Origin of the sequence: Paenibacillus sp. O199, assembly GCF_001636635.1 — a bacterium.
Taxonomy (GTDB): Bacteria; Bacillota; Bacilli; order Paenibacillales; family Paenibacillaceae; genus Paenibacillus; species Paenibacillus marchantiae.
The window spans coordinates 65,334-86,616 of sequence record NZ_LGRP01000021.1 but is presented as its reverse complement, the minus strand read 5'-3'; the positions used below and the strand labels follow the sequence as shown (position 1 = coordinate 86,616).

Genomic DNA, 21,283 nt, shown 5'->3' with positions numbered 1-21,283 from the left:
CGAGACGTGCGCGCAGAAGACATCAAGGAACGGCTGAACAAGAGCGTGACGTTCCTTGAAGAAAAGGAACAGTTGGTACAGTCCCTTCAGCAGAAGCTGGTTGAATTGGACAAACAGCTGATTCAATGGCAAACGGAATGGCAAGGAAACAGCAAACAGCTTGCCGAGAAGGAAGAACGTCTGCGTCAATGGGTTGGCGAGCAACGGGTCGAGGATTTGATTGCTGCGGCCCAGACTCGTCTGGATGGACTACGGAAAATTGCTGCCGATTCAGCACAGCGTTTCAAGGAAGCGGATGTGTTGAAACAGGAATCGGCCAAGAAGGATGTCATGGCTCAACAAGCAGCAGCCTCGGCAGCAGAGCATTTGCAGCAGGCACAGGAACGCTGGAAGCAATTGATGGAACAATCGCCATTTGATTCGGAGAATGATGTTGTGGAGGCAGCCCTCCCTTCCCAAGAAGCGGAGCGTCTTGCCGCGGAAATTCAGCAGCATCGTGAGCGTGATCGTGAACTTATTTCTCAATTGCGTGAGCTGGAACAAAAATTGGGCGGAGTCGTTGTATCCGAGGAACAATGGTTGGCATGCTCAGAGCGACTGAAACTGTCTCGTGCAGAGGATGAAGCAGCTCTTAGAGCCAAGGCGCGTGCAGAGCGGGATCTGGAAGATGTGCAGCAGCGACACGTTCGCTGGACCGAGTTGGAGAACAAACGGGTAGAAGTGAGCAGACAAGGTGAGATGCTTAGCAAACTGCAAGCAGCTTTCAGAGGTAATGCATTTGTCGAGTATATTGCAGAAGAACAACTGATGCAGGTAAGTCAGGCTGCTTCACAGCGTCTGCGCTTCCTGACCAAACAACGTTATTCACTTGAGGTGGATTCAGGCGGGGGCTTTGTCATCTGTGACGATGCAAACGGTGGAGTTAAACGTCCGGTGTCCACCTTGTCTGGTGGAGAGACGTTCCTGACCTCATTGTCACTGGCCCTGGCTCTGTCTGCCCAGATTCAGCTGCGCGGTCAGTATCCGCTGCAATTCTTCTTCCTGGATGAAGGGTTTGGCACATTGGACCCTGAACTGCTGGATACCGTCATTACATCGTTAGAAAAATTGCATGATGACCGTCTTGCCGTCGGTATTATCAGCCACGTTCCGGAGCTGCGAGCACGCTTGCCACGCAAACTTGTAGTTATTCCAGCGGGCGAGGCCGGAGCTGGCTCTCGCGTAGTATTGGAAACATTATAGGAACTTGAACACAGAACACATACGAATGAATGACCCCAATTGGGATGCCCTCAGGAACCGGCCGTACAAGGTTGTTCCTGAGGGGGAAATCTCCTGATTGATTGAGTTTTGTTGGTTTGAATCTCATTTATATACTCGTTGTAACAGTTGAGTGAGATAGCTCACAGATACAGGTTCATCCTGTTGTTATACTACAGTTAAGCCGACAAACTTATGTTAAGCACCCCGGCGGACGTCTGATCAGGAATGATCCTGGTTAGACGTCCGCGACAGCAGACTTCCGCATGGAAACTGCAACGGGGTGCTTCTTTTTTTAATAGGCCCTTATCTTGAAACTCTTGTCATTCACAGTGTCATTTCGCCCAGATCTGAATACGATGAAAGGGTGATGAAGAGCAGAACAGATTCGGGAGGCGATCGAACGTGGAAAAGGTAGAAGCGAAGAAACTGTGTAAGGAACACATGCATCGCTATGTATGTATACAGATGCATGACGGTGCCCATTATGATGGCATTGTGGAAAATGTGGATGATGACATGATTTATTTGGCTGTTCCCGTGGGGCATGAAGCTGTGGTTAATCATGCAAACGCAAACTGGGGACCCAATATGATGCCAGTTACTTATCCCGCTCATGCACGGGGATTCTTCCCGGGCTATGGCTACCCATACCCTTATTATGGTTACGGTCGCAGACGGTTTAACAGGCTGGTCCTTCCGTTGGTCGGCCTGACTGCATTATCTTTGTTACCTTATTATTAATAGGGCCTTGAAAGCATTATCTTTTACCAATGAAAACTGAACCTTTCACATCTTCGGTGTATTCTTTGCACTTCACTGAGATGTGAGAGGTTCTTTTGTTGCTATTATTATTGAATTGAAACAGGTTAAATTGGACGTGAGTTTTCAGTTCCGGTATGATAGTAGGGTATACATAATTTTTAATTCGAAGGAGGGTATGAACAATGGATTGCTTATTTTGCAAAATTGTAGAGGGCAGCATTCCCTCCAATAAGGTACTGGAGAATGACCATGTCATCGTCTTTCATGACATCCAGCCCGCTGCACCGACCCATGTACTCGTTATTCCCAAGAAACATATTGCTTCCATGAATGAAGTAACGGCGGAAGACTTGCCGTTGATCGGTGAGATTCATTTGGCTGCGCAGGAAGCGGCCAAGCGTCTCGGCGTGGAAGAAACAGGTTACCGACTGATTAATAACTGCGGCAAGGATGGAGAACAAACCGTTCATCATCTGCACTATCATTTGCTTGGTGGGACCCGACTTGGCGTGTTGACAAGTTTGTCAGACTCACACAAATAAACGATCCAAGTTACTTTAAATCAGGATGATTCATATATGCCATAAAAGGCATGAATATGGAGCTGAAGTTCACATAAAATAAATGATCATTACGTTAAGGTTGACACCTTTATTACCTTTCGCCTATAATGAAAGGTGATGAACCGTGTTATTGCTCTTGGACGGTCTGGTCGGAGGGAGGGAAAACTGGTGTCTGAAACTAAAGTTCGCAAAAACGAGACTATTGATGCTGCACTTCGTCGCTTTAAACGTTCCATCGCAAAAGATGGCGTATTGGCTGAGGTGAAGAAACGTAAGCATTATGAGAAGCCAAGCGTAAAGCGCAAGAAAAAGTCCGAGGCTGCTCGTAAGAGAAAGTTTTAGGAGGATTTTAACTACATGAATCTTAGCGAACGATTGAACGAAGATATGAAGCAAGCGATGAAGAGCAAGGACAAGTTCAAGCTCTCCAACATTCGGTTGATTCGTTCGACGATCAAGAATCTTGAAATAGATTTGAAAAGAGATTTGGATGATAACGAAGTGCTTGATATTCTGAGTCGTGAAATCAAACAGCGCAAAGATGCCCTCCAAGAATTTGACAAAGCGGGCCGTGAAGACCTCGCGGCAAATGCAAAAGCGGAAATTGAATTACTCAGTCAGTACCTTCCCGCACAGCTTACCGAAGAAGAAATTAAAGTTATTGTACAGCAGACCATCCAGGAAACCGGTGCTTCTTCGAAAGCCGAGATGGGGAAAGTCATGTCTGCCCTTATGCCGAAAGTCAAAGGCAAAGCGGATGGCAAACTGGTAAATCAAGCAGTTCAACAATTTCTGCAATAAAGCAAATCAATAAACACCTCCTGACTTGTCAGGGGGTGTTTTTTCCATTTTACATCATTGATACGGTAATCATTTCCCAGAAGAAATTTGAAACGTAATTAGTAATCGTTCATTGGTTCATGGAAATTCACAAATATTGCTTTTAAATGGATAATATATATGATTATGGATTTAAAATGTTGCAATTGCTTCCGGTTTCAAATATAATTTTAAGATTTTGAAACGAAATGTTGCATTGTACGTAATAAATACCATAAGCTGGACAGTATAACATTAATGGAAAAGGGGGGACTATTTGTGAAGGGAAAGCGCCGGAAGAAGCTTACGGGGCCATTGATGCTCATGATGCTACTGACGCTGCTGCTTCCTGTCTGGATTGGATCACCGTCAGCGCATGCAGCTGAGAAAAGTGGCGCCGTATATATCATTCCGGTGGATAAACCAATCGAGCAGGGACTTGGCAAGTTTATGGAACGCGGGTTCAAAGAAGCAGAAGAGATGAATGCTGGCCTGATCGTTCTGGATATCAATACGCCGGGAGGGCGTGTCGACACGGCAGAAGAACTGGGTACATTAATTAAGGAAAGCCCAGTTGAAACCGTTGCATTTGTCCGTGGAGATGCTGCCTCGGCCGGAAGTTTTCTGGCTTTGAATGCAGATAAGATCGTAATGTCGCCAGGGAGTATGATTGGTGCGGCAGCGATGGTAGACAGCACGGGTAAACATGTTGATGATCCGAAGCTGGTTGCATTCTGGAAGAGCAAGATGCAGGGAGCGGCTGAGAAAAGTGGCCGTGACGGCAAAATTGCAGCCGGAATGACGGATGTTAACATGGTCGTGGAGATGCCTGAGATTAATAAAACTAAGCAAAAAGGTGAAATTATTGCTCTCTCGGCCGAAGAAGCGCTGAAAGTGGGCTATGCGGACCATATCAGCAACACGCCGGAAGAAGCTGCAGCTTGGCTTGGTTACAGTCAGGATGATGTGTTCACTGTTCAGAGAACAGCTGCAGAGAACATATCCACATTTCTCACCAATCCTGTCGTCATGACTGTATTGCTATTCCTCGGAATAGCTGGTGTGATCATTGAGTTAATTGTACCTGGGTTCGGAGTGCCTGGTATTGTTGGTATCGTGTGCTTTGTGCTTTATTTCTCAGGGAACTACATTGCCGGTTTTGCCGGAGCGGAGACATGGGTGTTATTCACTGTCGGACTCATCATGATGATCCTCGAGATGTTTATCCCGAGCTTCGGTATTCTGGGGATTTTGGGATCGATTGCGCTTGTCGCTGGTGTCGTGCGAGCTGCCTATGATACAAGTGATGCATTTATATCGTTAGGTATTGCTTTTGGAGCCGCGCTGGTAGTCATTGCAATCGTTGTTATTCTGTTTAAGGATCGAGGCATATGGAATCGATTCATATTAAGTGACAGGCTGTCTGCTGATCAAGGATACTCTTCGGCGACAGAACGCAAAGAGTTGATCGGTTTGCAGGGCATCAGTTTGACTCCACTTCGTCCCTCGGGAACAGCGATACTTAACGGAGAGCGTGTCGATGTGGTGTCGGATGGAGATTTCATTCCGATTGATACACCAATTATTGTGATCAAAGCGGAAGGTACCCGGATTGTGGTTCAACAAGCATTACCGGTGTAACCCGCTCTGTTGCCGGAGTTGATTAAAGCTTCGGCAATGTACATAACCATTCTACGGAGGCTGCTAGTCGAGTGGTGTAAATCAATGTACAGCAGCAAAGTTCCACACTGTTTTTATCATGTTTCTTACAAAAATTAAATTGCAAATGGAGGAATTTTGACTATGGAACCAACCTTGATTACGGTTTTGCTTATTGCGGTAGTTGCGATTATCGTATTGAGCGTATTCTTCAGCTTTTTCCCGGTTATGCTCTGGATCTCAGCCCTTGCATCGGGCGTACGCGTGGGGATTATCACGCTGGTAGCGATGAGACTAAGACGTGTAACACCTAGCAGGATCGTAAATCCACTGATTAAAGCAACCAAAGCTGGACTTCAATTGACAATGAATCAACTGGAGAGTCACTTCCTAGCCGGTGGTAACGTAGACCGAGTGGTCAACGCCCTGATTGCTGCACAACGTGCGAACATTCCACTCGAATTTGAACGTGCTGCTGCGATCGACCTTGCGGGTCGTGACGTATTGCAAGCCGTACAGATGAGTGTAAACCCACGTGTTATTGAAACGCCGATTGTTTCTGCGGTAGCCAAAGATGGTATCGAAGTTAAAGTAAGAGCGCGGGTTACGGTTCGTGCCAATATTGACCGCCTCGTCGGTGGTGCGGGTGAAGAGACGATTATTGCCCGTGTCGGTGAAGGTATCGTAAGTACAAACGGTTCCTCGAATTCCCATAAAGACGTCCTGGAAAATCCGGATCTGATCTCCCGTACCGTATTGTCCAAAGGTCTGGATGCAGGTACCGCTTTTGAAATCCTGTCTATTGATATCGCGGACGTGGATGTAGGTAAAAACATTGGTGCCTTCCTGCAAACGGAGCAGGCAGAGGCTGACAAACGTATTGCACAGGCAAAAGCGGAAGAGCGCCGCGCAATGGCCGTAGCCCAAGAACAAGAGATGAAAGCGCGCGTAGTGGAAATGAGAGCGCGTGTAGTTGAATCTGAATCCCAAGTACCTCTTGCTATGGCTGAAGCACTCCGTAGCGGTAAAATTGGTGTAATGGACTACATGAACCTGAAAAACATTGAAGCAGATACTCAAATGCGCAACACATTAGGAAAACCTGGTGAAAATACAAACTCCAACGATCACGGTGATTCCAAAAACGGAAGATAGGCGGTGAGTGCATATGGGCCTATTTGAATGGATTTTTAACAATCTGTATATTGTAGCAGTCATCGCTTTTGCACTCTTTTCCTTCCTTGGAAAAGCAGCCAAATCGGCTGATCCGAACAAAAAGCGTGCAAATAACGGGATGCCTACGTTTGGAGGGAGTGGTGATTCGGACCGGAATGATCGCTCGGGGGGAAATACCGCACCGCAGCAGTCATCAGCTCCTTCAGATCCCCGCTATGATGAGCAGTATGACGAACGATACGACGAGCGGTATGATGACGATCAGTACGATGATCGATATGATCAAACCTATTCGCAGCCAGCAACGACATCTGCCCGTCCTGTGAATGACGACTTTGGAGGGCAGAGTTCTCTGGGTGGAATGGAAAACTCCCTCGAAGAACAAATGAAAGTGATGGAGCAACGACAACGTGAAATTCGGGAGCGACTCGATCGTATCTCTACTGCAAATACACCGGTTGTGTCTGACTCCAGTTGGGATGAAGTTTCATCCAGCGAGTCCGGACCGTCCCAGCTCCGCCGGGAAGACATTCGTACTGGTGTGTTGTGGGCAGAGGTTCTCGGTTCTCCGCGCTCTAAACAACCCTTTGGAACACGAGGAAAACTATAACTTTATATTATATTAATAAGTGAAAAGCCGTCTCTGGTGAGCATAAATCCAGACGACGGCTTTTTTCTGTCTCGGTCTCTTTTTATTTTCACATCTAACACGTTCCGTAGTTTTCATAATTTCAGGAATCTGCGCATAAGTTGAACTGTAGAGGAAGGGGGAAGACCTTCGAATGACCCGGATCAGCCGCAAGCTGCGCAGATGGACCAGTGAAGTTCTGGATCTGCCGCAGGACGTGCTTTACGATATGCCACGGTTAACCCTGATCGGCACAAAGCAGTTGTATATAGAGAATCATCGTGGTGTCATTCATTTTACACCGGATCGCATCGTTCTGGCTCTCTCACAGGGTCAGCTGGAGATCAAAGGAACTGAACTGATGATTCGCAATATTTTGCCGGATGAAGTGGCTGTTGAAGGAACAATTCTGGATATTCATATGAATGGAGCGGAGGGGAACGGATGAAGCAGCCCAGTCTGTACAAACTGCGCGGAGCAGTCCGAATCACGGTCACTGGGGGGGATATTGAAGCATTAATCAATACGGTGGCAGAGCAGGGACTGGAAGTATGGGACCTGCGTGCCTATGATGGACGCAAGGCAGAAATGAATATTCTGCTACCGCATTTTTTCAGGCTGCGTCCTTTGCTGAAACGGACAGGCTGCCGGGTAAAGGTGACACACCGGAGTGGATTTCCTTTTTTTGCAGCCCGTTTGTTAAGAAGGAAGTTCTTTCTGGGCGGCATGCTATTTTTTGTAGCAGCTCTGTTTGCGTTATCATCAATGGTTTGGAATGTAGAAGTGAAAGGCAATGTGACGATTCCCACGGATGAAGTGCTCGCGGCAGCAAAGAAAGAAGGCATCTACCCCTTCCAGTGGGGATTTCGGCTGCAAAGCCAGGACAAGCTCTCCAGACAGCTCGCGCTGGCTCTGCCAGATGTAACCTGGATTGGGGTGAGCAAAGAAGGGACAACCATCACCATCCAGGTTGTGGAGTCAGCACAGCCCAAGCGTGAACCGCTGCTGAACCCGAGACATCTAGTCAGTAAAACAGACGCTGTAATCACTCAAATTTACGCGGAGCAGGGGCGCCCTGTCGTGCAGAAGGACATGCGTGTCAAGAAGGGGCAGGTACTGATATCCGGTATTTTGGGAGATGAAGAGAATACAAAGACCATTGTAGCCAAAGGGGAAGTGCGCGGACTGGTGTGGCGTGAATATCAAGTCGAAGTCCCTCTTGTGCAGAAACATAATACGATGACTGGAGATAGCAAGGAACGTTTTTACATTGTGCTGGGAAAATGGGCGATACAACTCTGGGGATACGGGAATACGCCTTTTACCACATTTGATACCGAAAGTGATCATAAACCGCTGACCTGGAGATCCTTCACACTTCCCATGGGATGGCTGACTGAGAAAGATTTGGAAACTCGGGAAAAAGAGGAGCAGCATACGATTGAATGGGCTAGAACGAAAGGATTGGAAGGAGCAAGAAACGATATTATCGCCAAAAACGGCAAAGGAACGAAAATTTTAAGCGAAAAAATTTTGCATGAGAAGAAAGAGAATGGTAAAGTTTATATGAAAGTATTATTTGAAGTGGAAGAAAGCATTGCGGAAGAACTTCCGTTAGTCCATAGTCAAGGAGAATGAGGCTATTTGTCAGAGCAAACACGCAGCATACGAATCTCCCTCCAAAGTGCGGGAGAGGGTCAATCTCTTTTTGGACCCCAAGATATTTTTCTGAAACTGATTGAATCCGAGATTCCCGCCCAGATCGCATCCCGTGAAGCGGAGATTGTGATCCATGGCAACATCCAGAATGTGGAATCGCTTGAACAATTATTTGATGTGTTGTTGCAATTGGTACGTAACGGATATGTGTTAACCGAAAGGGACGTTAAGTATGCCATTGAGCTTGCAAAGGAACTGCGTGCAGACCAGCTTCTGGATCTGTTCAAAGGCGAGATTACAACGACGTACCGTGGGAAGCCGATCCGTGTCAAAACGATTGGACAGAAACACTATGTAACTACAATTAAAAAACGTGATGTTGTATTTGGTATCGGTCCAGCCGGTACAGGTAAAACGTATCTTGCTGTTGTCCTGGCTGTGGCAGCAATTAAGGAAGGAAGCGTCAAGCGGATCGTGCTCACAAGACCTGCTGTTGAAGCGGGAGAGAGTCTTGGTTTCTTGCCTGGTGATCTTCAGGAAAAAGTTGATCCTTATTTACGGCCGCTTTACGATGCTTTGTACGATGTTATGGGACAAGAGCAGACTGCGAAGGCACTGGAGCGCGGTTTGATCGAAATTGCACCTCTTGCCTATATGCGGGGACGTACACTGGATGATTCGTTTATTATCCTGGATGAAGCTCAGAATACGACACCGGAGCAGATGAAAATGTTTCTGACTCGTCTCGGTTTTGGTTCCAAAATGGTTATTACCGGTGACGTGACACAAATTGATTTACCGCGCGGCAAAAAGTCAGGGCTTGTGGAAGCCAATGCAATACTGGGCCAAGTGGAAGAGATTGGATTTGTCTATTTTGCCGAGCAAGATGTTGTACGGCACTCCCTCGTCCAGAAAATCATCGTCGCCTATAACCACGCCGCAGAAAATCAAGAATAGAAAGGGATTGTCTCGATGACCTCGAAGGAACTGTCAAAAGGCAAATCTTTTCAAAATAGAGCTACAGGATGGAAGTATAGCGTGTGGGCACGCTATCTTCTGTTTTTGTTTCTGGTGATCCTCTTCTACGTGAGTCTTGCTTCCAAGCTACTCCCAGAGCGGTATGATATTCAGGAAGGCACACGAAGTGAAGTGAATATTGCTGCGCCCATGCAGATCCCGAATACCAAGGCTACACTGAAAGCACAAGAAGAAGCCGCTGAACGTGTACAGCCGATGTTTCAGATCGTGCAGATGCGGAACGAAAATCTGATGACGACTCTGCTTGATCGTATTGATCGACTGAATCAGGATGATCAGATTTCCAGTCAGGACAAGATTGACATCTATCGTGATGAAATACCGCAGCGTCAGAAAGATTTTGTTTCCAATTTCATCAACAACAACCGGAAAGCGGGTACATACTCCGAAACTCTGTTGGAAGAGATCAGAAATGTGGTACAGGAGCAAAGCTACCGTATCCCGGAAGAGACATATATCAAAATTTCACGTCTGACTTCGGATGATATTCAGGAGATGAAGGCCGTTGCTCGGGATATCGTCTCTAGATTAATGACCGACCAGATTAGTGAGGCTACAACAGCTCGTGCCAAAGTGGCCGAGATGGTGAGTGTGAGCTCTCTAAGCAAGCGTACGCAGCGTGAAGTTGTACAGGAGCTTGCTCGTCTTGTGGTAACGTCTAACCGCTTCTACGATGAAGAGGGTACAAAAGAAGCTAAAGTACAGGCTCGTGAGAACACTCAAACGGTCTTTATCAAGCAAGGAGATACGCTTGTTGCCAAGGGTGAGATGATTACCCCGGAGATGTACACCCTTCTGGGCGAGAACGATTTGCTGAAAAACGAAGTGAACTATTGGCCTCAGCTTGGACTGCTTATGCTGTCTTGTCTGTTGTCGGCAGCGATTCTCATGTATATTCAGCAATTCAGCGGAACGCATTTCAAATATAATAATGCTCAGCTGCTGATGCTTGTTCTCATATTTATTATTACGATTGTGGTTATGCATGTTACAGCGATACTCCAGACCAGTGAGAATTCATACGTAGGCTTTCTTGCTCCTGTTGCCGTAGGCGCAATGTTAATTGCATTGCTGCTGGATACATCGCTTGCCTTTGTCTGCTCGATTATTATCGGCATGCTGTCGAGCATTATTTTGAATACACATCAGGGTCAGATTTTTGATTTTGAACTTGGATTCTTCGCGGTGTTGGTATCGTTTGTTGCGATCTTCGCCACCCATCGGGCAAGTCAGCGGTCTACGATTCTAAAAGGCGCCATTATGGTCTGTCTGTTCGGATCGATCGCAGTCTTCACACTGGCTCTGATTGACTCAAGTGACTGGAATCGGACGACAACGCTCTATGGCATTGGATTTGCGTTTGCCGGAGGCGTACTGACCGCCATATTGGTTATTGGGCTAATGCCATTTTTCGAAACCTCATTTGGCATCTTGTCTGCGCTGAAGCTGGTGGAACTGTCTAATCCCAATCACCCGCTACTACGCAAACTCTTAACAGAGACACCGGGAACCTATCACCACAGTGTGATGGTAGGAAACCTGTCAGAAGCCGCCGCAGAGGCGATCGGTGCCAATGGGTTGTTATGTCGGGTCGGCTCGTATTACCATGATATTGGCAAGACCAAGCGACCGATTTATTTCATTGAAAATCAAAACAATATGGAAAATCCGCATGATTCGATTGATCCAAAGCTGAGCAAGTCCATTATCGTGGCTCACGCACGCGATGGTGTGGAAATGCAGAAGGACTACAAGCTGCCGAGGCCTATTCGGGACATTGCTGAGCAGCATCATGGAACAACCTTCCTGCATTACTTCTATCACAAAGCACTGCGTCAGGCTGAGGAAGCAGGAGTGGAACCTGATTTTACGGAAGATGATTTCCGTTATCCGGGTCCCAAGGCTCAGTCCAAAGAGTCGGCGATTGTTGGTATTGCTGACAGCGTGGAAGCTGCGGTCCGTTCCTTGCGGAAGCCTACTGTAGAGCAAGTGGAGTCCATGATCGAAAAGATTATTAAAGGTCGACTGGACGATCATCAGTTTAACGACTGTGATCTGACAATGCGGGAGCTGGATATCGTCGCCAAGACCCTTAAGGAAACCGTCATGGGCATATTCCACTCCAGGATTGAATATCCGGAAGAAATGAAGAAACCGAAGCCTACCTCGCCGGAAGCGGGTTGATTCGCTAATATAAGAAGACAGGAGTATGAAAGAATGAGTCTTAACCTAGCATGGAATAATGAACAACAGGATAAAGAAATCACCGAACCGATGATCGCAATGTTGGAGCAGCTGCTGAACCTTGCAGGGGAAGCAGAGGGTGTTGCGGACGGGGAAGTGGCCCTGACTTTCGTAGATGATGAGCAGATTCATGAGCTGAACCGTGACTATCGCGGCATTGATCGTCCAACAGATGTATTGTCTTTTGCAATGAATGAGACTGTGGATGAGGAACTGGATATCATCTACGAACTGGACGAAGATGAAGAAATGGAAGAAATGCCGGATGTTCTGGGGGATATTATTATTTCTGTTCCACGGACCATCCTGCAGAGTGAAGAATATGGGCATTCATTTGAACGTGAGCTCGGGTTCCTGTTTGTTCATGGCTTCTTGCACTTGCTTGGATATGATCATCAAGATGAAGCCAGCGAAGCCGAAATGATGGGCAAACAGGAAGCGGTACTCGCCCAAGCCGGGTTGACACGATAATGAAAAGGCGCTCCTGGGGGATGGTATTCCGCAATGCTGCGGAAGGAATCGTATACGGGCTGCGGACTCAGCGGAATGTAAGAGTTCATACAGGAGTCGCCATTTTGATGTGTGCAGCCGGCTTTTTTTTCGGGATTTCCAGAACGGACTGGATGTTTGTACTGACAGCCGTTTTTCTGGTTCTTGTGACGGAGCTGATGAATACAGCAGTGGAAGCTGCTGTAGATCTGGCGCATCCGCATATACATCCGCTGGCAAAAGCGGCGAAGGACACCGCGGCCGGTGCAGTTTTGCTGGCTGCGGTGTTCGCCGTCATCATCGGGAGTATCGTTTTCATTAAACCGGTGATGAGCTGGCTGGGTTTGCTGTGATTTTGTTTTTGTTTTGATTTTAATATTACACACAAATTATAAAGTTGGACTCATTTTTAAGTTGAACTTCTGGTTTGCACAATAACGGAGAGGTCAGAAATAACCTGTAGAAGCGAAGCGTTCGCCTTTATCACCGGATTTCACTTTGGAAAAGGGAATCAATAAAATCCGGGGATAACAGCGATCGTAAGGTTGTTCTGACAGCGGAGAGGCCAGTGCAAATATTTTTAAGTTGAACTTAACTCATTGAGTGCAACTTTATATACACCCTAAGGGAGAGATTAATTATGGATAATGATTTGTTGATGCAAGAAGCAATCAAGGCACGTACGAAAGCGTATACGCCTTATTCTCATTTTGGTGTAGGTGCAGCTTTGCTTGACAGTGAGGGACATGTGCATCATGGTTGTAATATTGAGAATGCTGCTTATACGCCAGGCAACTGTGCTGAGCGTACAGCCATGTTCAGTGCGATAGCAGGAGGTAAGCAACCACGCAGTTTCAAAGCCATTGCCATTGTAGGAGATACAGACGGCCCGATTGCTCCATGCGGCGTATGTCGTCAAGTGATGTATGAACTGTGTGAACCGGATATGAAAGTTATTCTGGGTAACATGAAAGGTGATCTGCAGGAGACTACAGTTGCCGAGCTATTGCCATGGGCTTTTGGACCATCTGATCTGAACTCTGCTAAAAAGTAAAAACCAATATATTCCAGGCCTAGGCGCCTGAGGAGGAACATATGAAAAAACAAGCATTCAAATCCGGCTTTGTAGCCATTATTGGACGTCCCAATGTAGGTAAATCCACACTGATGAACCAAGTCATTGGACAGAAAATTGCGATTATGTCGGACAAGCCACAAACGACTCGTAATAAGATTCATGGTGTTTATACATCGGAACACCAACAAATCGTTTTCCTGGATACGCCAGGGATTCACAAACGTCAATCCAAGCTGGGCGATTACATGAACCAGACCGCTTTGAATACGCTCGGAGAAGTCGAAGCTGCTCTGTTCCTGATCGATGCCTCGGAAGGCATGGGCGGTGGTGACCGTTATATTGCAGAACAATTGAAAAATGTACGGACGCCTGTCATTCTTGTCATGAACAAAATTGATAAAATTGAGCCGGAAGCATTGCTTCCGCTGATTGAGGAATATCGCAAGCTGCATGATTTCGCTGAAATCGTACCTGTTTCTGCCATGCTCGGCAGCAACGTAAGTACCTTGCTTGAGCAGCTCGGCAAGTATTTGCCGGAAGGTCCGCAGTACTATCCAGATGACCAGGTTACAGACCATCCGGAGCAGTTCGTTTGTGCTGAGTTGATTCGGGAGAAAATTTTGCAAATGACGCGTGAAGAAGTGCCTCACTCCATTGCGGTCACGATTGAGGATATGAAAGTACAGGACAACGGCGTCGTTTATATTTCTGCCGTCATTTTTGTGGAGCGTGATTCGCAAAAAGGGATCATTATCGGTAAACAGGGTGCCTTGCTTAAAGAAGTGGGGAAACGTGCCCGCCATGATATTCAAAACCTGTTAGGTTCCAAAATCTTCATGGATCTGTGGGTTAAAGTGAAAAAAGACTGGAGAAATCAGGATCGAGTTCTGCGTGACCTTGGCTTTGGCCGCGACTAATCGTCGGAATTGTATCCAGTAATTGCAACACATAGTTTACCTTGCAAGACTCCATCCTATCTGGTAGAAGCAGACGTCATTTCCGAAGAGAGGATGAAATTCCGATGCGAGATTTTTCGTGGAAGGTTTTTGCGATGACGGGGGATGTGGAATCCTATCTGTTGTATGCCGAGGCATGTAGCTCAGTGGGACAGGAGTCGGAACCTGCAAGGGAAGTGATTGAAGATGAAGAAGCCGAAGGTTAATTGGCTAATTCGGGAATGGTTAGGTGACGAGGCATGCTATACAGGGTGGAAGGGATTGTCATCCGCAGCATGGACTACGGCGAGGGAAACAAAATCATTACGCTTTGCACCGAAAGCGGCGGGAAAGTAGGGGTACTCGTCCGCGGTGCCAAAAAGCCCAAAAGCCGACATGCTGCACTGGTGCAGCCATTTACGTACGGTCAATATGTATATTTTCGTAACACCGGTCTGGGAACACTAAACGCAGGTGAGATCATCGAATCTTATCATGAGCTGCGTGAAGATCTGATTAAGGCCTCCTATGCATCTTATGCTTGTGAACTGTTGGATCGTGTGTTGCAGGATGAAGAGACAGGTACGTTCTGGTTCAAACAGTTGAAAGCCTGTCTTCAGGCGTTGAAGGAAGAGAAAGATCCGGTCGTCATCACAAGCCTGTATGAAATGAAAATATTACAGGCAGCCGGGTACGGACCTCAGCTGGATGATTGCATTTCTTGTGGTCACGAGCGTCCGGATGAGCAATTATTTGTTAGTCCAAGGCTTGGAGGCGTTCTGTGCCGTGCTTGCAAACACTTTGATCCTCCGGCGATGTCCGTGAGTCCGAAGGCGTTGAAACTCTTGCGTCTGTTTGCACAGCTGGATCTGCAAAGGCTTGGTAATATATCGGTTAGCGAAGGCACCCGGGATGAGATCAAAAAGATCATGCGGGCCTTTATGGATCATCAACTTGGCTTGAATCTAAAATCCCGTTCTTTTCTTGATCAAATGGAAAAGTACGGGATTTGAGTCGTCTTGATGTGAAATAACTAATATATCTTGACTTCGTACTTATTTTTATATATTATGAACTATAATTTCTCTTTTGGAGACATGCATTGAACGAGAAAGTAGGAGACTTGATTTATACATTCAGGAGCAGAAGAGGTCGGTTGACCTTACTAATCTTGTGTGAGCGAGCCGGGGATGGTGGGAGCCGGGTTGAATCGGTCTGTGAAACGGCACTCGGGAGCATGAATGACACGGAAAAGTGGGCTTGAATGAACAGGATCTCTGTTTATATCTAAGCCAAGTAGGGTGGAACCGCGGGAATAGCTCTCGTCCCTATGTCTGTATAACAGGCGTAGGACGAGGGCTTTTTATTGTCTGTACCGTTCTAGGCTTGTTCATCACAAACCATCGAAAAGGAGCATGATTATGAATTTTCAGCAGATGATTCTCACGCTGCAACAATTCTGGGCCGCGCACAACTGTATTATTGTTCAACCATATGATACGGAAAAAGGGGCAGGTACGATGAACCCGATGACCTTTTTGCGTTCGCTTGGACCCGAGCCTTGGAAAGTAGCTTATGTAGAGCCGTCCCGCCGTCCTTCGGATGGTCGTTATGGAGAAAATCCAAACCGTCTCTATCAGCATCATCAATTCCAGGTTATTATCAAGCCTTCGCCAGACAATATTCAGGAGATTTACCTGGAAAGTCTGAAACAGTTGGGTATTGATCCGCTCAAACATGATATTCGGTTTGTTGAAGACAACTGGGAGAACCCTTCCCTCGGCTGTGCTGGTCTTGGCTGGGAAGTCTGGCTGGACGGTATGGAAATCACCCAATTTACGTATTTCCAACAAGTCGGTGGAATCGAGACGAATCCGGTAGCAGTTGAAATTACGTATGGTATGGAGCGTCTTGCTTCATACATTCAGGAAAAAGAAAATGTGTTTGAGTTGGAATGGGTAGACGGAATTACATATGGTGATGTGTTCCGTCAGCCTGAATTCGAACACTCCAAATATACGTTTGAAGTATCTGATGTCAAAATGTTGTTTACGCTCTTCAACATGCATGAAGAGGAAGCGAACAAGGCTATGGCACAGAATCTGGTTTTCCCGGCATATGACTATGTGTTGAAATGTTCCCATACGTTCAACCTGTTGGATGCGCGCGGAGCAATCAGTGTAACGGAGCGTACTGGGTACATTACCCGTGTCCGTAATCTGGCTCGTCAAGTGGCTGCAACATATGTGGAAGAGCGTGAGAAGCTCGGCTTCCCGCTGATCAAGAAAGGGGGAGCTGAGCATGTCTAAGGATCTGTTATTTGAAATTGGTCTGGAAGAAGTGCCTGCACGCTTCATGCGAGCAGCAATTGAACAGCTGCAGGATCGTGTCGTGAAATGGCTGGATGCATCCCGCATTTCTTACGGTGAAGTGAATGCCTATGCCACACCGCGCCGATTGGCTGTTTTGATCAAAGATGTTGCCGAGAAACAGGAAGACGTGGAGGAAGAAGTTAAAGGACCTTCCCGTAAAATAGCACTCGACGACAGTGGTAACTGGAGTAAAGCTGCACTCGGATTTGCCCGTAGTCAGGGAGTTGAACCGGATCAGTTTACATTCAAGGAACTGAGCGGCGTGGAATATATCTACGCGACCAAGAGCAGTAAAGGCGTTGAAACCTCATCTGTAATTGGTCAAGGTTTGCTGGCTATACTGCATGCAATGACGTTCCCGAAATTCATGCGTTGGGCTTCGTATGATTTCAAATTTGTGCGTCCGATTCGCTGGATTGTTGCTCTGCTGGGCAGCGATGTTATTGAATTGGAAGTTGCAGGCGTAAAGTCTGGCAATGTAACACGTGGACATCGTTTCCTCGGAAAAGAGGCGATCATTTCGGATCCCGCTTCGTATGTGGAAGTGCTTCGTTCCGAGCATGTCATTGCGGATATCAAAGAACGTGAGCAGATGATTGTATCCCAGATCCAGGCTTTGGCTTCCGAGAAGAAATGGGATATTGCGATCAAGGAAGATTTGCTGGAAGAGGTCCTGTTCCTGGTTGAGACACCAACAGTGCTGTTCGGAACATTCGAATCTTCATTTTTGAATATTCCACAAGAGGTACTGATTACTTCGATGCGTGAGCATCAACGTTATTTCCCGGTGCTTGATAATGATGGACAATTGCTGCCATACTTCGTTACGGTTCGCAACGGCGGCAGTGATTCACTGGATGTCATTGCAAAAGGAAACGAAAAGGTACTTCGTGCACGTCTGTCTGATGCCAAGTTCTTCTACGAGGAAGACCAGAAGCTGGAGATTAAGGATGCATTGTCGAAACTGGAAAGTATCGTCTTCCAGGAAGAGCTGGGAACGGTTGGAGATAAAGTTCGCCGTATTCGCAAAATTGCGGATGGTCTGGCTAGCAAGCTGCAAGTACCAGCCGATGTAGCCGAAGCGGTGAATCGTTCTGCGGATATCTGCAAATTCGACCTTGTTACACTTATGGTGGGAGAATTCCCTGAACTGCAAGGTGTGATGGGTGAGGATTATGCCCGTAAAGCTGGTGAAAAAGAAGAAGTGGCCAAAGCGGTATTTGAGCACTATCAGCCACGATTCGCTGGAGATCAATCTCCTGCTTCGCTTGTTGGTGCTATTGTGAGTGCTGCGGATAAAATAGATACAATTGTAGGTTGTTTCTCGATCAATATTATTCCTACAGGATCTCAAGATCCTTACGCGCTGCGCCGTCAGGCAGCAGGGATCGTACAAATTTTGCTGGATCACAATCTTCCGCTGACATTGTCCGATGTATTCGGCGTTGCACTTCAAGTGCATGCTCAGATGAACCTGTTGAAACGTGCGGATGAAGAGGTTCGTAAAGATTTGCAGGACTTCTTCGGTCTTCGTGTGAAAAAACTGTTGTCGGAAACGGTCCGTTATGATGTTGTGGACGCAGTGATTTCTTCCGGATTTGATGATATCAGCGCGGTAGTTCCAAAAGGTGAGGCACTCATGGCAGCTGTCCAAACGGGAGATGCCTTCAAAACAACCGTCGAATCCTTCAACCGTGTCGGTAATCTGGCTGCCAAAGCATCCAATGCTTCGGTACATGCAGAACTCTTCACAGAAGAAGGAGAGCGCCAGCTGCATGCAGCATGGAGCAAAACCAATGAGGAATATCGTCAGGTATTGTCTCAGCATGCTGCTGCTGAAGCGCTCGCGATTGCATCAGCTTGGAAGGAAGCTATCACCGTATTCTTCGATTCGGTTATGGTTATGGCTGAAGACGAGGCTGTGCGTGCGAATCGTCTGGCATTGCTTGCAGCCATTGACCGTGATCTGAAAGCTTTTGCTGATTTCTCCAAATTGGTCTGGTAGTCGGGTCCTTTTCTGCTCTGAGTGGACAGATCTGCGGCAAAGCATAAATTCAGTATTAAAGAAGGATATATGAGGGTATAAATATACGGAACGGATTGTGAAAAATTTATATTTACAGCCGTTCCGTATTTTAGCCTTTGATTTCCATAGACCGGTCAGAAGGATTTTGACTGGCTGGGGTCGTATATTACAATATGCAGCTATTTTATGAAACCGGGTGGTCTGGCTTTGAGTGAGTTGAATGTACGCCACATTGTTGTGGATGGTGATGCTTGCCCGGTCAAGGCTGAGATCGCAGAAACAGCTCTCCAATTCAAAGTTCCTGTATTGATGGTTTCTTCATTTGATCATTTTCTTCAGGGCGGAGAAGGAGTGCGTACCGTTCAGGTAGATCGAAGTGATCAGAGTGCAGACCTTTACATTGCCAATCACATCAAGCCATACGATGTGGTCATTACACAGGATTATGGACTGGCGGCGCTCGCACTTGGCAAACGTTGTTATGTTTTATCATTTCGTGGTCGTGAATTTAATGATCGTGACATTGATTTCATGCTGGATTCCCGTCATACTGCCGCCAAAGCACGAAAAAGAGGACATTATGGAAAAGGCCCAAAGCCTTTCACAGAGCAGGATCGGGAAATTTTTCAACATAAACTGACAAAACTTTTGAAAGATTTGCAGGAGAATGTGTAAGTTTATCGAATAATATTTACGTGTTAAAGAGATGAAGGTGGACCAAGATGAGTACCGGACAAGGCGGTATACCCGAAAGCATTATTGAATCGGTGTTACAGCAGCATGATATCGTCGATACGGTGAGCCGATTTGTACATCTGACCAAACAGGGGAAATATATGAAAGGCCTCTGTCCTTTTCATTCTGAGAAGACGCCTTCGTTTACAGTTACGCCTGAGAAACAAATTTTCTATTGCTACGGTTGCGGCACGGGTGGAAATGCCATCAAATTCAGGATGGAAATCGAAGGGTTATCCTTTCCCGAGGCCGTCAAGACGATGGCAGAAGAAAGCCACATTTCAATGGGGGACTGGCAGGGGCGTGAATCGGCTCATGTTAATCCAGAAACCGAACGTTTATTGGAAGCATATGAGCTTACCGCGAAGCTGTATCATTTCTTATTGAAAAATACAGAGCACGGTAAAGTGGCTATGGAATATTTACGCTCACGTGGGTTTAGCGACAAACTCATTGACCAATTCCAGATTGGCTATGCGCCTAATCGCTGGGATACCTTGGTACAATTTCTGGAAAAGCGCGAATTTCCGCTTGAAGAGATGGAAAAGGGTGGTTTACTGTCACAGCGAAACGAAGGTCAGGGTTATGTGGACCGTTTCCGAGACAGGGTGATGTTTCCGATTAACGGCAGGAGCGGAAAGCCGATTGCATTTGCAGGTCGCATTTTGGGAGACGGGCAACCGAAGTACCTAAATTCACCGGAAACCCGGTTATTTAACAAAAGCCGTGTTCTCTACAATCTGCATCATGCCAAAAATGCAATTCGCAAACAAAGGCAGGCCATATTGTTCGAAGGGTATGGGGATGTTATCTCCGCCTGGGATCAGGATATCCAGAATGGTGTAGCGGCAATGGGTACCGCGCTCACTGAGAATCAGGCATTGATGCTTAAAGGCATGTGTGATGAAGTCATTGTATGTTATGACGGTGATCGAGCTGGACAGGCTGCGGCGCTCAAAAACTTCCCTATACTCGAGGAAGCTGGGTTACAGGTCAAAATTGCTCTGATTCCGGATGGACTCGACCCGGATGATTTTATCCGAAAGCATGGTGGCGAGCGGTTCCGAAACCAAATTGTGGATGGCGCCGTAACGACTACAAAATTTAAGCTTATAAACCTTAAAAAAAACCATATACTGCTAGAAGGCGGCGGACAAATCGCTTATTCCAAGGAAGCGGTGAAACTTATTGCTCCATTGTCTTCTCCTACAGAACGGGAAGTATATCTTCGGGAACTGGCTGCGGAAGTGGACGTATCTTATGAAACACTGAAGCAGGAGTGTAATGAAGAACGGGAGGCCATGAAAAATAACCTCCAGTATGGGGATAATAACCCGAAAAGGTGGAATAATGGTAGGCAACAAAATAGGCAGGTGCCTACACCCAATCTGTTGCCGGCTTATCACGCTGCTGAACGCAAACTGCTTGCCTGGATGCTTCAGGATGATGAGGCTGCCCAGTACGTGAATGAGCATCTTGGTGAAGCTTTTAACTTGGATGATCATGCAGCTATTGCTGCTTATCTATATGCCTATTATGCGCAAGGCAAACCGTCGGATACAAGCCGTTTTATGTCTTCACTTCATGACGACCGACTGGAAAAGACGGTCAGTTCAATCTCAATGATGGATGGTCCAGGTGAATGGAGTATTCAAGCACTTGACGATTGCATCAGGGAAGTGCTGAAGTATCCGCGTAAGAAAGAGTACGATCTGAAAAAAGAAGAAATGATTGCTGCAGAGCGGGCAGGTGATTCTGTACGCGCGGCACAAATTGTACTTGAAATGATTGCCCTAGAGAGACAGTGAACATCTGAATGTTGGATGTTTCTAGGGAG

The 21,283-nt window shown here is 46.7% G+C and carries 22 protein-coding genes; all 22 read left to right on the top strand.

The annotated features are described in order from the left end of the window. The coding region (locus tag A6049_RS23860; protein ID WP_275078663.1) for an SbcC/MukB-like Walker B domain-containing protein at window positions 1-1,242 on the top strand (1,242 nt) is incomplete at its 5' end. Between the two features lie 423 nt (window positions 1,243-1,665). Further along, the gene (locus A6049_RS23855; RefSeq protein WP_063567035.1) at window positions 1,666-2,004 is read left to right on the top strand and encodes a hypothetical protein; all 339 of its coding nucleotides are present in this window, start codon (window positions 1,666-1,668) and stop codon (window positions 2,002-2,004) included. Between the two features lie 203 nt (window positions 2,005-2,207). Continuing rightward, complete coding sequence (locus A6049_RS23850; protein ID WP_024628477.1) at window positions 2,208-2,567, top strand: histidine triad nucleotide-binding protein; 360 nt, start codon at window positions 2,208-2,210, stop codon at window positions 2,565-2,567. A 189-nt stretch (window positions 2,568-2,756) separates the two neighbouring features. Further along, a complete protein-coding gene (gene rpsU, locus A6049_RS23845) occupies window positions 2,757-2,930 on the top strand; it encodes a 30S ribosomal protein S21 (protein WP_005547957.1) in 174 nt (57 codons plus the stop codon). Between the two features lie 15 nt (window positions 2,931-2,945). Then, window positions 2,946-3,389: a GatB/YqeY domain-containing protein gene (locus A6049_RS23840; protein ID WP_053781272.1), complete on the top strand. Its 444-nt coding sequence runs from the start codon at window positions 2,946-2,948 to the stop codon at window positions 3,387-3,389. Window positions 3,390-3,725: 336 nt separating this feature from the next. Then, window positions 3,726-5,048 carry an NfeD family protein gene (locus tag A6049_RS23835; protein ID WP_090810045.1) on the top strand — a complete coding sequence of 441 codons (1,323 nt, stop codon included), beginning with the start codon at window positions 3,726-3,728 and terminating at the stop codon, window positions 5,046-5,048. A gap of 162 nt (window positions 5,049-5,210) precedes the next feature. Then, the gene (gene floA, locus A6049_RS23830; protein WP_162493573.1) at window positions 5,211-6,221 is read left to right on the top strand and encodes a flotillin-like protein FloA; all 1,011 of its coding nucleotides are present in this window, start codon (window positions 5,211-5,213) and stop codon (window positions 6,219-6,221) included. Window positions 6,222-6,234: 13 nt separating this feature from the next. Then, entirely contained in the window at window positions 6,235-6,852 is a 618-nt protein-coding gene (locus tag A6049_RS23825; RefSeq protein WP_063567032.1) for a hypothetical protein, read from the top strand. 172 nt (window positions 6,853-7,024) lie between these two features. After that, window positions 7,025-7,318, top strand: a complete 294-nt coding sequence (gene yqfC, locus A6049_RS23820) for a sporulation protein YqfC (protein ID WP_024628472.1) — start codon at window positions 7,025-7,027, stop codon at window positions 7,316-7,318. After that, window positions 7,315-8,508, top strand: coding sequence for a sporulation protein YqfD (yqfD, locus tag A6049_RS23815; RefSeq protein ID WP_063567031.1), 1,194 nt, complete (start codon window positions 7,315-7,317; stop codon window positions 8,506-8,508). Before yqfC ends, yqfD begins: the two co-directional genes overlap by 4 nt. Before the next feature lie 6 nt (window positions 8,509-8,514). Then, window positions 8,515-9,486, top strand: coding sequence for a PhoH family protein (locus A6049_RS23810; protein WP_063567030.1), 972 nt, complete (start codon window positions 8,515-8,517; stop codon window positions 9,484-9,486). 15 nt (window positions 9,487-9,501) lie between these two features. After that, window positions 9,502-11,751 (top strand): HD family phosphohydrolase, encoded by a 2,250-nt coding sequence (locus A6049_RS23805; RefSeq protein ID WP_063567029.1) that lies wholly within the window; start codon window positions 9,502-9,504, stop codon window positions 11,749-11,751. Window positions 11,752-11,784: 33 nt separating this feature from the next. Continuing rightward, entirely contained in the window at window positions 11,785-12,282 is a 498-nt protein-coding gene (gene ybeY / locus A6049_RS23800) for an rRNA maturation RNase YbeY (protein WP_063567028.1), read from the top strand. After that, a complete protein-coding gene (locus A6049_RS23795) occupies window positions 12,282-12,653 on the top strand; it encodes a diacylglycerol kinase family protein (RefSeq protein WP_063567027.1) in 372 nt (123 codons plus the stop codon). The genes ybeY and A6049_RS23795 overlap by 1 nt, the downstream gene beginning before the upstream one ends. Before the next feature lie 287 nt (window positions 12,654-12,940). After that, window positions 12,941-13,354, top strand: a complete 414-nt coding sequence (locus A6049_RS23790) for a cytidine deaminase (protein WP_063567026.1) — start codon at window positions 12,941-12,943, stop codon at window positions 13,352-13,354. A gap of 41 nt (window positions 13,355-13,395) precedes the next feature. After that, window positions 13,396-14,295 carry a GTPase Era gene (era, locus tag A6049_RS23785; RefSeq protein ID WP_063567025.1) on the top strand — a complete coding sequence of 300 codons (900 nt, stop codon included), beginning with the start codon at window positions 13,396-13,398 and terminating at the stop codon, window positions 14,293-14,295. Between the two features lie 104 nt (window positions 14,296-14,399). After that, window positions 14,400-14,540: a YqzL family protein gene (locus tag A6049_RS32710; protein WP_079696207.1), complete on the top strand. Its 141-nt coding sequence runs from the start codon at window positions 14,400-14,402 to the stop codon at window positions 14,538-14,540. A 33-nt stretch (window positions 14,541-14,573) separates the two neighbouring features. Continuing rightward, entirely contained in the window at window positions 14,574-15,326 is a 753-nt protein-coding gene (gene recO, locus A6049_RS23780; RefSeq protein WP_063567024.1) for a DNA repair protein RecO, read from the top strand. A gap of 408 nt (window positions 15,327-15,734) precedes the next feature. Then, window positions 15,735-16,622: a glycine--tRNA ligase subunit alpha gene (gene glyQ, locus A6049_RS23775; protein WP_063567023.1), complete on the top strand. Its 888-nt coding sequence runs from the start codon at window positions 15,735-15,737 to the stop codon at window positions 16,620-16,622. Next, a complete protein-coding gene (gene glyS / locus A6049_RS23770; protein ID WP_063567022.1) occupies window positions 16,615-18,690 on the top strand; it encodes a glycine--tRNA ligase subunit beta in 2,076 nt (691 codons plus the stop codon). The genes glyQ and glyS overlap by 8 nt, the downstream gene beginning before the upstream one ends. 228 nt (window positions 18,691-18,918) lie before the next feature. Then, window positions 18,919-19,386: a YaiI/YqxD family protein gene (locus tag A6049_RS23765; RefSeq protein WP_371121653.1), complete on the top strand. Its 468-nt coding sequence runs from the start codon at window positions 18,919-18,921 to the stop codon at window positions 19,384-19,386. 47 nt (window positions 19,387-19,433) lie between these two features. Continuing rightward, complete coding sequence (gene dnaG / locus A6049_RS23760) at window positions 19,434-21,254, top strand: DNA primase (RefSeq protein ID WP_063567020.1); 1,821 nt, start codon at window positions 19,434-19,436, stop codon at window positions 21,252-21,254. The last annotated feature ends 29 nt before the right edge of the window (window positions 21,255-21,283 follow it).